Annotated in this window: 14 protein-coding genes and 1 tRNA gene; 13 read left to right on the top strand and 2 right to left on the bottom strand. The window is 48.2% G+C overall.

What is annotated here, in order from left to right:
- Positions 1-2: 2 nt before the first annotated feature.
- Positions 3-884 carry an alpha/beta hydrolase family protein gene (locus AC2T0J_RS02760; RefSeq protein WP_489808660.1) on the bottom strand — a complete coding sequence of 294 codons (882 nt, stop codon included), beginning with the start codon at positions 882-884 and terminating at the stop codon, positions 3-5.
- Between the two features lie 433 nt (positions 885-1317).
- Between AC2T0J_RS02760 and AC2T0J_RS02755 the strand changes: the two genes are divergently transcribed.
- Genes AC2T0J_RS02755 through AC2T0J_RS02745 form a run of 3 tightly spaced genes read left to right on the top strand, consistent with a single transcriptional unit; the run spans position 1318 to position 3870 of the window.
- Positions 1318-2901: a flavin monoamine oxidase family protein gene (locus AC2T0J_RS02755; RefSeq protein WP_489808659.1), complete on the top strand. Its 1584-nt coding sequence runs from the start codon at positions 1318-1320 to the stop codon at positions 2899-2901.
- 18 nt (positions 2902-2919) lie between these two features.
- Positions 2920-3318, top strand: coding sequence for a c-type cytochrome (locus AC2T0J_RS02750; RefSeq protein ID WP_489808658.1), 399 nt, complete (start codon positions 2920-2922; stop codon positions 3316-3318).
- Between the two features lie 27 nt (positions 3319-3345).
- Positions 3346-3870, top strand: coding sequence for a RidA family protein (locus AC2T0J_RS02745; protein ID WP_489808657.1), 525 nt, complete (start codon positions 3346-3348; stop codon positions 3868-3870).
- Between the two features lie 12 nt (positions 3871-3882).
- Here AC2T0J_RS02745 and AC2T0J_RS02740 read toward each other — a convergent pair whose 3' ends face one another.
- The gene (locus AC2T0J_RS02740; protein ID WP_489808656.1) at positions 3883-4797 is read right to left on the bottom strand and encodes a CPBP family intramembrane glutamic endopeptidase; all 915 of its coding nucleotides are present in this window, start codon (positions 4795-4797) and stop codon (positions 3883-3885) included.
- Positions 4798-4873: 76 nt separating this feature from the next.
- Here AC2T0J_RS02740 and AC2T0J_RS02735 point away from each other — a divergent pair, with 76 nt between their 5' ends.
- The 10 genes from AC2T0J_RS02735 (at position 4874) to rplL (ending at position 12437) form a co-directional block, all read left to right on the top strand.
- The gene (locus AC2T0J_RS02735) at positions 4874-5491 is read left to right on the top strand and encodes an RraA family protein (RefSeq protein ID WP_489808655.1); all 618 of its coding nucleotides are present in this window, start codon (positions 4874-4876) and stop codon (positions 5489-5491) included.
- 18 nt (positions 5492-5509) lie between these two features.
- The gene (locus AC2T0J_RS02730) at positions 5510-7351 is read left to right on the top strand and encodes an ABC transporter ATP-binding protein (RefSeq protein ID WP_489808654.1); all 1842 of its coding nucleotides are present in this window, start codon (positions 5510-5512) and stop codon (positions 7349-7351) included.
- Between the two features lie 248 nt (positions 7352-7599).
- Positions 7600-8592: an acyl-CoA dehydrogenase family protein gene (locus AC2T0J_RS02725; protein ID WP_489808653.1), complete on the top strand. Its 993-nt coding sequence runs from the start codon at positions 7600-7602 to the stop codon at positions 8590-8592.
- Between the two features lie 174 nt (positions 8593-8766).
- A tRNA-Trp gene (locus AC2T0J_RS02720) sits at positions 8767-8843 on the top strand.
- Between the two features lie 73 nt (positions 8844-8916).
- Positions 8917-9294, top strand: a complete 378-nt coding sequence (gene secE, locus AC2T0J_RS02715) for a preprotein translocase subunit SecE (RefSeq protein WP_489808652.1) — start codon at positions 8917-8919, stop codon at positions 9292-9294.
- A 3-nt stretch (positions 9295-9297) separates the two neighbouring features.
- Complete coding sequence (gene nusG / locus AC2T0J_RS02710; RefSeq protein WP_489808651.1) at positions 9298-9849, top strand: transcription termination/antitermination protein NusG; 552 nt, start codon at positions 9298-9300, stop codon at positions 9847-9849.
- A gap of 210 nt (positions 9850-10059) precedes the next feature.
- Entirely contained in the window at positions 10060-10488 is a 429-nt protein-coding gene (gene rplK, locus AC2T0J_RS02705; RefSeq protein ID WP_073316563.1) for a 50S ribosomal protein L11, read from the top strand.
- A gap of 4 nt (positions 10489-10492) precedes the next feature.
- A complete protein-coding gene (gene rplA, locus AC2T0J_RS02700; protein WP_279320563.1) occupies positions 10493-11188 on the top strand; it encodes a 50S ribosomal protein L1 in 696 nt (231 codons plus the stop codon).
- Positions 11189-11486: 298 nt separating this feature from the next.
- On the top strand, positions 11487-12005 hold the full coding sequence (gene rplJ / locus AC2T0J_RS02695) for a 50S ribosomal protein L10 (RefSeq protein WP_489808650.1): 519 nt from the start codon (positions 11487-11489) through the stop codon (positions 12003-12005).
- A gap of 57 nt (positions 12006-12062) precedes the next feature.
- Entirely contained in the window at positions 12063-12437 is a 375-nt protein-coding gene (gene rplL / locus AC2T0J_RS02690) for a 50S ribosomal protein L7/L12 (protein WP_279320561.1), read from the top strand.
- Positions 12438-12591: the final 154 nt, after the last annotated feature.

Below are 12591 nucleotides of genomic sequence, written 5' to 3'. Positions count from 1 at the left end.
TTTTACTTCATGTATTCATCGAGCCAGGCAATAACTTCCTGTTGCATGGCCTGACGATTGTTAACCAGGCCATGATTGTCGCCTTCATAGATAACCAGTTTGTTTTTGTGCTCCACTTTATCCAGAGCCGCGGCAAGCAAACGGGATTGTTCCGGATTGACCCGCTTATCTTCGCTTCCGTGGAGTAGTAATACCGGTGCATTGGGTAATTCATCCAGCCAGTTTAATACCGAACGCGCAGCGAGAGCGGCAGATTTATTGTTGTCGTAGCCGGGAATTCGGCCCCGGTATACGTTCTCCATTTTCGGACGCCAGCTAAGCTCCTTTTCTAGGTCGGTAACACCGGCAATGCCGACAATAGCTTTTACTCCGGATAACACTTTGGCGGCGAGATAAGACTGCATCGCCCCCCGGCTCCAGCCAACCAGGGCGATCCTGCTGCTGTCGGCCATCGGAATTTCGGCCAGAACATCTATCAGTGCAGTGACATCATCCACATCGGCGCCGTTATTCTTGATAAAGCGTGCGCTGGCGCCGCGATACTGGCTGCCAATTACCACATACCCCGCCTGGGCAAGCTCTGCCTGAAGCAGTAATTTCTTGGCGAATATAACATAACCAAATTCAGCATTACCGCCGCGATTATAAATTACCGCAGGTAACTTCGTCTGGCGCTCTTTGGGCGCGAGGTAATAGCCCTCAACGGTGAGCCCATCCACTTCATAGGTAAAATCATAGCAGTCCAGCACTTGTCTGATTCGGCTGTATTTTTCTTCGGGGAAAGCCCATTTGAATGCTTTTTCGTTAAAGTTTGGCTTTTTACTGGCGAGGGTCTTTTTCCAGGTTTCGTAGCTGCTGAACGGGCCGCGGAAACAATCTTTCATTGACGAGCTTTTAACGGTTGCCTGAGCGCAGCCGCTTATCAGACAACATAAAAGTAACAATAACTTAGGTAACATCACGTCAATTCCTTTTTTGTGACGAGTTAGGTTTAAGCGGCGATAGTTTAACCAATAACCGCCGCGGTGCTATCCGTTCTGTGTGAATAAGTGTAAAAGAGTATGTAGCCATTCCCCGCCGGGAAGAAGAATAACCCTGTGCCTAATAGGTGCATTACTCTGCATCATATTGGTACATATTTTAGCTTAACTGTTGGGTGATTTGTATTCGATTTGTGCGTAAAGTCCCCTTTATAGCCTACTATTAGTTATTAATCGTATATTATATAACGTTAACCCTGTCTGTGAACAAGCTGGCATTGGCAGTGCATTATCTGTGCAACCATCAGTTTTTACATTTATACGAGGGGTGTTTTCGTTGAATAATCACGCTATGAGCCGCCGGGCATTGTTGGGCTGGATAGGCAAAACGGCTGGCGCCAGTGCAATGTATCAGGCCATGACTTCCTTGGGCTTTGCGGCAGAGTCTTCACATCCAGGTAAGCTAAATTTGAGCGGGGCCAAAAAAGGTGCAACGGTCTTGGTACTGGGCGCCGGGCTTGCAGGCATGGCATCTGCCTATGAATTAAGAAAGGCGGGTTACAAAGTAAAGATTCTTGAGTTTAATGCCCGTGCTGGCGGGCGGTGTTGGACGCTACGTGGCGGTGATACCTATACCGAATTGGGCGGCGTGACTCAGCAATGTCAGTTTGCCGAGGGAAATTATATCAATCCTGGCCCCTGGCGAGTGCCCTATCACCACCATCATGTAATGTCTTATATTAATGAATTCAATATTGCTATCGAGCCATTCATTCAGGTGAACTATAACGCGTTGGTGCATTCCACCAAGGCTTTTGATGGTAAACCGCAGCGCTATCGTGAAGTTCAGGCTGACTATCAGGGTTATGCCGCCGAACTACTGGGTAAGGCATTAAATCAAAATGCGTTGGATGAAGCGCTGACACTAGAAGATCGGGAAAAGCTTTTTGAATCTCTGCGTCACTGGGGAGCACTGGATGCTAAAGGGGATTATAAAAAATCCCATGAAGTCAGTTTGCGTCGCGGTTTTGCCATCCCGCCGGGTGGCGGGTTATCACCGAAGCCAGAACCCAGTGAACCGTTTGATCAAAGTACACTAATACAATCTGAACTATGGAAGTACATCGTCAACGGTCAGGATATTGAGTTTCAAAGTAGTATTTTTCAGCCGGTTGGCGGCATGGATAATATTGCCAAAGCGTTTGAAAAGCGCGTGGGCGATCTTATTGAATACAGTGCCAAAGTGACCAAAATTGACCAGAGCGACAGCGGCGTTACGGTTAACTTCGAGCAGAACGGCGAGGCTAAATCCGCTCAGGCCGATTGGTGTGTGTGTACAATCCCTTTGTCTATCTTAAGTCAGATCCCCGTTCAGGCAAGTAGCGGAATGCGCGCTGCTATACGTTCCGTACCTTATGCTGCTTCGGTAAAAGTTGGTCTGGAATTTAAGCGTCGCTTCTGGGAACAGGACGAAGCCATTTACGGTGGTGTGAGCTACACCAACTTACCTATTACCAATATCAGTTATCCCAGCACCAAATTTTGCGATAAAGGCAAGGGTGTATTATTGGGCGGTTATGTGTGGGGAGCGAATGCCTTTGAATTTACCTCATTGCCACCTGCTGAACGAGTGAAGAAAGCCGTGGAATATGGCAAACAAATTCATCCTCAGTATGCCGAAGAGTTCGACAATGGTATTTCTGTGGGCTGGCATCGGGTGCCTTGGACACAAGGCTGTTTTGGCTTATGGACAGAAGAAAAGCGGGCAGAGCATTACGAGAATCTTTGTCAGGTAGACGGCCGTCTTGTGCTGGCAGGAGAACATGCCTCCAACTTACCTGCCTGGCAGGAAGGCGCAATTTCATCGGCCCACGACGCGATTAAACGACTCCATCACAAAGCCCTGAGCACGGTGGCTTAATTAACCGAGGATGCATCCATGAATAAGATGAAAAAATATTTATTGGCCGGATCTATGCTGTTTGTAAGTACTTGCTTGCATGCCACCGATGATGCCGGGTTTTCTGAAGGCGCTAACTTCGAGGAAGTGACCGGCGAAGCGCTTTATCATGCCATTTGCCAGGGCTGTCATATGACCAACGCCGAAGGCGCGCAAGGCGCCGGCAGGTATCCGGCATTGGCTAAGAACCCCAAACTGGCGGCGGGTGCCTATGTGGTTTATATGGTCAGCAACGGCATGGGCGGGATGCCGCCGCTCAAGCAATACCTGTCTGATAAACAAATCGCCGAAGTGGTGAATTACACCCGTAGCCATTTTGGTAATCACTTTACCGACGTGGTTGACGCCGACGACGTTAAAACCATTGCAAAAAGATAAACACTAACCAGAACACAGGAACACAACATGAAAAAATTATTCCTTGCCCCACTGCTGTTAAGCACGGTAATTGCCACGACCGGATGTAATGACGCTGAAGCAACTTCACCGGCCAAAGAAACCGTCATCCGCCATGGCTTGATTGGCTCAGACTTTCCAATCCTGCGCGCTTCAGAAGTGCCAGCTACCAGCACCATTGTTTTTTTAAGCGGTTCAGTGCCCGGCGTGAGTAATCCTGATGCGCCCAAGGGCAGTATGGAAGCCTACGGTGATACCGAAATGCAAACCGTCAGCGTGCTCAACCGAATTGACGAAAACTTAAAGAGCCTGGGGCTGACCATGGGCGATGTAATGAAAATGCAGGTCTTTTTAGTAGGTGACCCGGCGATGGACGGTAAGATGGATTTCGCCGGGTTTATGCGCGGCTATAAACAGTTTTTCGGAACCGAAGAACAACCTAACCTGCCTTCTCGTTCGGCTTTTCAGGTGGCCGGCCTGGCTAACCCCAACTATCTGGTAGAAATTGAAGTTACCGCGGTCCGCCCTGAATAAAAGAAATGATTGTCAGGCCTGAGCCACAGGCCAGGTAAACAACAGCATGTGGGTGGTATTGAGTCCCCAGTGACAAAGTACTGCCCACATCAGCCGTCCGCTTAACAGATATACCAGGCCGTAAAGCAGTCCGGCCAATGTGGCCAGCAGCATATACCAGCCGCCACCGGCAAAATGTGCGAGACCAAACAAACCACTGGCAATCACCAACCCGCCAAACATCCCCAGTTTTTCTTGCAGGTAATGTTGCAGTCCACCACGAAACAGTAATTCTTCAGTAAAACAGGTATTAAGCAGATTGGATACCACGATAATAATCAACAGTCCGGAAAGTTGCGGCTGCCATCTAAGTAAGCCAAGCTGAACTGCAAGCAGCATGATTAGCGGTATCGCCAGCAATGGCAATACCAGCGAAAACCACCCCGGCACTGTGGAGGAAACGCGGGTATTTTTTTTCCATACCGGTATCCATTGTAGTAACGCCCAGGCGATAAGTACCTTGTCGGTATTCAGATAAACGCTGGCAGCCAGACTGTTGGCTTTTACCTGTGTGGTGTCGGTTAATGGAAGTCCCTGGTAACCCGGCAGCAGGTGAGTGAGTAATCCAACGCTTAACGCAACCCACAGTACCCAGGTTATCGTCATCAACCACCGCCCTGGCAGTCGTTGTTGATGAAGTAGATAAGTCAGCCCGATATAGGCAACGGCCTGCAAGGCAAACAGCAGGCTGCCGGCAAAACTCAACGATAACCACACGGCCACCAATGGTATACCGTAGCGGAGAGTTCGCTTTGAGGAGACGGTACAAAGCAACAACAAAGTTGAATAAAGCAGCGCGGCCAACTGGTGATAATCAAACAGGTTCATGGGCTGGGGTAATCGTTTTTTAAGTCCAAGATAACACAGACAGTGATAATGAAAATACACGTCAACTACTCCTCAATTGGTGCAGGGTTGATATAGTGGTGATTCTTTAATCTGTTATTTCATCGGGGAGAACGTAATGACCATTGACTTTTCATCTGTCTCAACATGCGAGTATGCCGACGCACTGCCGCGCGAGCAATTTATGGATTATGCAATTCATTCATTGTGGCAACCGGTGCCTAACATTTCGGGCCCTGCGTTTACCGTAAAGTGTCAGCCGGGCGATCACCTGATGTTACACGCAGCCATTTACCGGGCTAACCCGGGCGATATCATTGTAGTGGAAGCAGACGATCAATTTGCGGTATCCGGCGGTAACGTGTGTGCGATTGCCCAACGCCGGGGCATAGCTGGTTTTGTGGTCGATGGTGTGATCAGAGATTTAGCCGAGGTACGGGAGATGGGCTTTCCGGTGTTTGCCCGCGGCGTGCTCCCCAAACCCGGTGCAAAGAAATGCGTCGACCCACTCAACCAACCGATCAACTGTGGTGGTGTGACAGTGCATCCCGGTGATATCATTGTCGCCGACGAAGAGGGTATTGCCGTCGTCCCACAATCCGCTGCTGCTGACGCCTTTGATATTGCTAAAAAACGCGCCGACAAAGACAGCAGTATGACCCTTGATGAATGGCAAACCAAACACCATGACAATGTCGAAGCTATCCTCAGCAAACTGGGGTTCAGCGACACCTGACAATAAGCAAAAGGCCTGATGTTTTCTTTTTTTGAGCGATTAACCAACCCGTTTCCATCCGAATCTCCCACGCAGCCACCAAGCGGTATGGTGGCTTTTTGTAAGCATTATACCAAGGGTATGTGGGCAGTATTGCTCACGGTTTCATTACTCAGCGCCATTGTGGCGATACTTGAAGTTACTTTATTTGGTTTTATGGGCAAGCTGGTGGACTGGTTTGCCGAACGAGATCGCGCCACTTTTGTGGAACAGGAAAGCAGCACGCTTATGCTGATGGGGATCGTTGTGGTAGTGCTCATTCCGGGGTTTATTCTACTGCGCTCGCTATTTTCCCGCCAGTCGCTGCTGGGGAACTACCCCATGCGTATTCGCTGGCAGGCCCACCGTTATCTGCTTGGCCAGAGCTTATCTTTTTTCCACAACGAATTTGCCGGACGCGTGGCCACCAAGGTAATGCAAACCGCCCTGTCGGTGCGGGAAACGGTGATGAAGCTGCTCGATTTAATGGTGTATATCGGCGTTTATTTTATCGCTATGGTGGTACTGATTTTTACCGCTGACTGGCGGCTGGCCTTGCCATTGATTGTGTGGCTCGGAGTTTATATTGGGATTTTACGGGTACTTGTGCCCAAGTTAAAAAAAGTGTCTCAGTATCAGGCCGATGCCCGCTCGCTAATGACCGGCCGTATTGTAGACAGTTACACTAACATTTCCACAGTGAAGCTGTTCTCCCATAGCCAGCGTGAAGCCAGCTATGCTCAGGAAAGTATGGATAAGTTCCTGCATACCGTGTATCCACAAATGCGCCTGGTGACGATTCTTGAGTTTTGCGTTGAGCTGAGTAATGCATTACTGATCTTCAGTGTGGGCGCGCTGTCGGTGTACTTGTGGTTACAACAAATTGTGACACCCGGTGAAATTGCCCTGGCTGTGAGTTTATGTTTGCGCTTAAACGGCATGTCGCACTGGGTAATGTGGGAAGTGGCTTCATTGTTTGAAAATTTAGGCACCGTGCAGGATGGTATTAACACCCTGGCCCAGCCCATTGCAGTGAAGAATGTGGATAAGGCCCCTGCGCTAAACGTTAGTGGCGGGCAAATTCACTTCAAGAATATGAGTTTTAGTTATCCCGGTGCTAATGAGCAACCGGTGCCGGTATTTAAAAACCTGGACTTAAACATTAAACCGGGTGAAAAAGTGGGACTGGTAGGGCGCTCCGGAGCGGGTAAGTCGACTCTGGTGAATCTGCTGTTGCGCTTTTACGATACCACCGAAGGCCAGATATTAATTGACGGACAGGATATTAGTCAGGTCGATCAGGAGTCGTTACGGGCGCAAATCAGTATGGTGACCCAGGATACCTCTTTAATGCACCGCTCGGTACGGGATAATATTATCTACGGCCGTAATGATGCCGATGACGCCGCAATGATAAAAGCGGCGGAGCAAGCCGAAGCCTTTGAATTTATCCAGCAGTTATCCGACAAAGATGGTCGCACCGGTTTCGATGCCCAGGTAGGTGAGCGCGGCGTAAAACTGTCCGGTGGTCAACGTCAGCGGATTGCGATTGCCCGTGTGTTACTGAAAGATGCGCCGGTACTCATCCTCGATGAAGCTACTTCAGCGCTCGACTCAGAAGTGGAATCGGCCATTCAGGAGTGCCTGAATAAGGTAATGGAAAATAAAACCGTACTGGCCATCGCTCACCGTTTATCCACCATTGCGCAAATGGACCGCTTGCTGGTACTGGATAATGGCGAAATCGTAGAGCAGGGCACCCATCAGGAACTGCTGGAAAAAGGTGGCATCTACGCCAAGTTATGGGCTCACCAGACAGGTGGATTTCTCGGTCTCGAATAAGCACGCTTGCGTGCTTATTCAGACCTGAAAATCACCTGTCCCGGAGAGGGCAAAGCATTTATCCTGGTCCCGCTCAAAAGGCTGCCTCATCCAAAACAGCCTTTTTGATGATGTACTTTTTAACGCTACGATATCCTGCAAGAGAGTCCCGATATTGGCGTTGCAATATTGGGGATGAGGGGACGTGATTTTTCCATGAGCCTCTATAATAATGGCACGCAATGACTCACCTGGATCTTTATAACGCTATGCATTTATCAGCTCCACCTGACATCGAAGAAAATAACCAACTGTCTGCCGCTACGCTTAATTGGATAGCCGGAAATAATTTGTGGAATTTATGGGTGCCACGTGACTGCGGCGGGCTCGAGGCTGACTTGCTAGACGGTCTCAGAACCCTGCAATCTTTAGCCAGAATAGACGGCAGTCTGGGCTGGACGGTCACTTTGTGTGCAGGGGCTAATTTTTTTATTGGCAACTTACAACCGGATTATGCCAAGTCTGTTTTTAACCATCAGCCGGTTATCATGGGCGGCAGTGGCGGCATTTTTGGCACCGCGGTTGAAACCCGTGAGGGCTATCAGTTAAACGGCCACTGGCGTTATGCTACCGGAGCACCTTATCTCACCCACTTTACCCTGAATGCGCAGCTTCACCAACATGGCAGGGCACTTGAGTATGCCGACGGCACACCGGTTTTCCGGTCTTTTGTGGTGCCCGCCGAACAGGTGAAAGTGGTTAATGACTGGCAAACCATGGGCCTTCAAGCAACCGCAACACATAGCTTTATTGCAGAAAACCTAATGGCATCACCACTGCAAACTTTTCAATACGAAAAGGTGTACCTCCCCCAGCCTCTTTACCGTCTCAATTTCAGTGTGTTTGCCGACCTTACATTATGGGTTAACTATATTGGTATGGCAGAGCACTTACTTGATGTGACGGCTGACAGTAAGGTGGCACAACGAACCGCCTTGCAGGCAGTAGTAGCAAAAGCCAACGCGGACGTGGAGGTACAGGCGAGGCATTGTTCGGCATTGGTAAAGGGCAGGCAAGCGCTAAGCGAACAACAAATCGCAGACATTCATCGTATTGCAGCAATGTCTGTAGCGCAGATGTCATCAGCCATTATTTCACTGTATCCCTGTTTGGGAATTGCCGGGGCGACTGAAAACAACCCTGTAAACCAGATATTCCGCGATTATTTTACGGCCACACAGCATCACATCTTTACCCGGTAAGTGAGCATACAGTGATGGTAATAAAGCGCTTGTATCTCAATGCGTGTTGAGTATAATACGCGTCCCTCCCTTGCGAAGCCGCACTTTTTCACTAAAAAGACGACAAAACTTCACAAGGTGAGTGTAAGTAAAATCAGCCATAAGGCTGGTTATTACTCTTTAAATGAAGAGTATAGGGGTGTAGTTCGAATTGGTAGAACAGCGGTCTCCAAAACCGATGGTTGGGGGTTCGAGTCCCTCCACCCCTGCCAGATTAATCTGGTTGCGCGTGTGAGAATTTTTTCTGCGGGTAACTGAAATGTGCCGTATTGCTAGGGTCGTGAAATGAGCGAAAAAACGGAAAGTCAATCCAATCCAATGGACTTACTAAAGTGGTTGATCGTATTTGCCTTGTTGGCAGGTGTGATTACAGCCAACTATGTGTATGGTGAGTTGTCAGTATTATACCGCGCCATTGGCGCTGTTGCCGGTGTAGCGATCGCGGGCTTTATTGCTGCAACCACGGCAAAAGGCAGCGCATTTCTGACATTTGCTAAAGACTCACGTATGGAAGTACGCAAAGTAGTATGGCCATCGCGTCAGGAATTGAACCAGACAACCCTTATCGTGCTTGTTGCAGTCGTTATTGCTGCACTTATTCTTTGGGGCCTTGACGGGATTCTGGTTTGGGTCGTTGGATTTATTACTGGTATTGGAGCATAAGTCATGACTGAAGAAAACAAACCAAAGAAACGTTGGTACGTTGTACAAGCTTATTCTCAGTACGAGTCACGTGTTAAGAAAACCCTGCTTGAGTACATCAAAATGCACGGCATGGAAGACTATTTCGGCCAGGTATTAGTACCTACCGAAGAAGTGGTTGAAATGCGTGCCGGGCAGAAGCGTAAATCCGAGCGTAAGTTTTACCCGGGTTACGTCTTGGTTGAAATGGAAATGAACGAAGACTCATGGCACTTAGTGAAAAGTGTGCCGCGGGTACTGGGTTTTATTGGTGGTACGTCAGACCGTCCAATGCCGATTTCTCAGCGTGAAGCCGATGCTATTCTTAACCGTCTGGAAGAGTCAGTTGATAAGCCGAAGCCGAAAACATTGTTCGAGCCAGGCGAAGTGGTACGCGTTATCGATGGCCCATTTGCCGATTTCAATGGTGTGGTAGAGGAAGTCGACTACGAAAAAAGCCGCGTAAAAGTGTCGGTACTTATTTTTGGTCGCTCTACACCGGTCGAACTGGAATTCAGTCAGGTCGAAAAAGGTTAATTTTTACACAATAAAATTAAAGCCTTATTGCCATATGGCAGTAAGGCTTTTTGCTTTGTATAAGCCGATTAAAACTAATTTACATAAGAGGTTGCATCAGGCTAATTGTTAGCCTATAATTCGCGCCCCTTTTATTGGAACCGGGAAGCCGATTGAGCAAATAATCTCGACATTTGCGAGGCGTTATACCCAACAACGAGAGCATTTAAAATGGCTAAAAAAGTAACAGGCTTAATTAAGCTTCAGGTTGCAGCCGGTGCTGCTAACCCGTCTCCACCAGTTGGTCCAGCACTTGGTCAACATGGTGTAAACATCATGGAATTCTGTAAGGCTTTCAACGCAAAAACCGAAAGTCTTGAAAAAGGCGCGCCAGTACCAGTAGAAATTACTGTGTACGAAGATCGCTCTTTCACATTCGAAACCAAAACGCCTCCTGCTTCTTACCTGCTGAAAAAAGCGGCTGGTATCAAGAGTGGTTCTGGCCGTCCAAACACCGAAAAAGTGGGTACTGTTACCCGTGCTCAACTGGAAGAAATTGCCAAAACTAAAGAGCCGGATCTGACAGCTGCTGACCTGGACGCTGCAGTACGTACAATTGCGGGTTCTGCTCGCTCAATGGGCTTGAAGGTAGAGGGTTAATCGAATGGCTAAATTAACTAAACGCGCACGTTTAATCCGTGACAAGGTTGATGCAACCAAAGAGTACGATATTGCTGAAGCAGTTGCTCTGTTAAAAGAACTGGCTACTGCCAACTTTGCAGAAAGCGTAGACGTTGCTATTAATCTGGGTATCGACGCTAAAAAATCTGACCAAAACGTGCGTGGTGCAACCGTACTGCCAAACGGCACTGGTAAAGATGTTCGCGTAGCGGTATTTACTCAAGGCGCAAACGCTGAAGCGGCGAAAGAAGCCGGTGCCGACATCGTTGGTATGGACGACCTGGCTGACCAGGTTAAGAAAGGCGAAATGAACTTTGACGTAGTAGTGGCCAGCCCGGACGCAATGCGCGTTGTTGGTCAGTTAGGTCAAATATTAGGTCCACGTGGCCTGATGCCTAACCCTAAAACTGGCACTGTAACGCCAGACGTAGCTACTGCAGTTAAAAATGCTAAAGCCGGTCAGGTTCGCTACCGTAATGATAAGAACGGTATCATCCACGCCAGCATTGGTAAGATTGCTTTTGAAGCAAATCAAATCCAGGAAAACTTAGAAGCATTACTGGAAGCTCTGAAGAAAGCTAAGCCTTCTTCTGCTAAAGGTACTTACATCAAGAAAGTTAGTCTGAGCACCACTATGGGCGCCGGCGTTTCTGTTGATAAGGCGACCGTAGGTCAGTAATGCCCCTTGCTGGTTTATTGAACCGGCATTCTCTTCGGTTTTGGGTTGGAGCCATTATTTCGCAAAGCGAATTCTGGCTCCCGTCCTAGACCGCAGGCGTAACGCAGTAAAAGAGGTAAGAGAACTTTTACGTTTAATGCGTTACTTAATCGACCAGCCTGCGCAGACGGTGGTTTGAACTCAGACTCTCTGGGGTAAAAAACACCGTAGAGCGGTGACTTCAATTGGTGGAGTCATCAATCTGTGAACCCTGATTAGGTAGTTGTTGTGCTTAATCAGATTTTAAGAGGTGAACTCAGTGGCACTAGGTTTAGCAGCAAAAAAAGAGATCGTAGCAGAGGTTTCCGAAGTTGCATCTCGCGCTCTATCCGTAGCCGTTGCTGAATACCGTGGGATGGAAGTTGCAGATCTGACTGACCTGCGCGTTAAAGCCCGTGAGCAAGGCGTATACCTGAAGGTTGTACGTAATACTCTGGCAAAACGTGCGTTAGCAGATAGCAAATTTTCAGATTTAGAAAGCGCCTTAACTGGCCCGCTTATCTATGGTTTCTCTATCGATGCACCTGGCGGTGCAGCACGTCTTTTCAAAGACTTCGGTAAAACCAACGAGAAGCTGAAAGTTACTGCACTTTCAATTGGTAGTGGTCTGCTTGGTCCAGAAAAACTGGATGCAGTGGCATCTCTGCCTACCCGCGACGAAGCGCTTGCAAAACTACTTGCAACCTTCAAAGCACCTGCCGAGAAATTCGTTCGTACTATCAACGAAGTGCCTGGCAAGTTTGTGCGCGTATTGGCGGCGGTCAAAGACACCAAGTAATTGGCGTTTTTGGCATATTGATTTTTTTAACATTTTAATCCCAGGAGTTTAGAGAAAATGGCTCTAACTAAAGAAGATATCTTAAACGCGATCGCTGAAATGCCAGTAATGGAACTGGTTGAACTGATCGAAGCAGCTGAAGAAAAATTCAACGTATCTGCTGCTGCTGTTGCAGTTGCTGGTCCTGCTGTAGCTGGTGAAGCAGCTGCTGCAGAAGAGAAAACTGAATTTGACGTTGTTATGACTTCATTCGGTGGCAACAAAGTTGCAGTAATCAAAGCAGTTCGCGGCGCGACTGGCTTAGGTCTGAAAGAAGCGAAAGAAGTAGTTGAATCTGCTCCTAAAGCTATCAAAGAAGGCGTAAGCAAAGACGAAGCTGAAGCACTGAAGAAAGAGCTTGAAGAAGCTGGTGCAGAAGTTGAAATTAAGTAATCTGCACTAGCAGATTGCTTGCCAGAAATGGCATAGGCTGGTGGTTTTTTTGACCACCAGCCTTTTTGCGCTGTAGGGTGTACGGTTTATTACCCTTGTCTGTACACGTCATGCGCCACCACTGAGAATAATTTATTTAGCAATAAACCAACAA

The organism is Alteromonas sp. ISO5 (genome assembly GCF_058105165.1).
This window is presented reverse-complemented; position numbering and strand designations above follow the sequence as displayed.

Excerpts from the sequence above, each read along its gene's own strand:
- AC2T0J_RS02760 (WP_489808660.1), bottom strand. The coding sequence starts at position 884 with ATGAAAGATTGTTTCCGCGGCCCGTTCAGCAGCTACGAAACCTGGAAA.
- nusG (WP_489808651.1), top strand. The coding sequence starts at position 9,298 with ATGACTGAAGAAAACAAACCAAAGAAACGTTGGTACGTTGTACAAGCT.
- rplL (WP_279320561.1), top strand. The coding sequence starts at position 12,063 with ATGGCTCTAACTAAAGAAGATATCTTAAACGCGATCGCTGAAATGCCA.
- AC2T0J_RS02730 (WP_489808654.1), top strand. The coding sequence starts at position 5,510 with ATGTTTTCTTTTTTTGAGCGATTAACCAACCCGTTTCCATCCGAATCT.
- AC2T0J_RS02745 (WP_489808657.1), top strand. The coding sequence starts at position 3,346 with ATGAAAAAATTATTCCTTGCCCCACTGCTGTTAAGCACGGTAATTGCC.
- AC2T0J_RS02750 (WP_489808658.1), top strand. The coding sequence starts at position 2,920 with ATGAATAAGATGAAAAAATATTTATTGGCCGGATCTATGCTGTTTGTA.
- rplA (WP_279320563.1), top strand. The coding sequence starts at position 10,493 with ATGGCTAAATTAACTAAACGCGCACGTTTAATCCGTGACAAGGTTGAT.
- secE (WP_489808652.1), top strand. The coding sequence starts at position 8,917 with ATGAGCGAAAAAACGGAAAGTCAATCCAATCCAATGGACTTACTAAAG.
- AC2T0J_RS02725 (WP_489808653.1), top strand. The coding sequence starts at position 7,600 with ATGCATTTATCAGCTCCACCTGACATCGAAGAAAATAACCAACTGTCT.
- rplK (WP_073316563.1), top strand. The coding sequence starts at position 10,060 with ATGGCTAAAAAAGTAACAGGCTTAATTAAGCTTCAGGTTGCAGCCGGT.
- AC2T0J_RS02735 (WP_489808655.1), top strand. The coding sequence starts at position 4,874 with ATGACCATTGACTTTTCATCTGTCTCAACATGCGAGTATGCCGACGCA.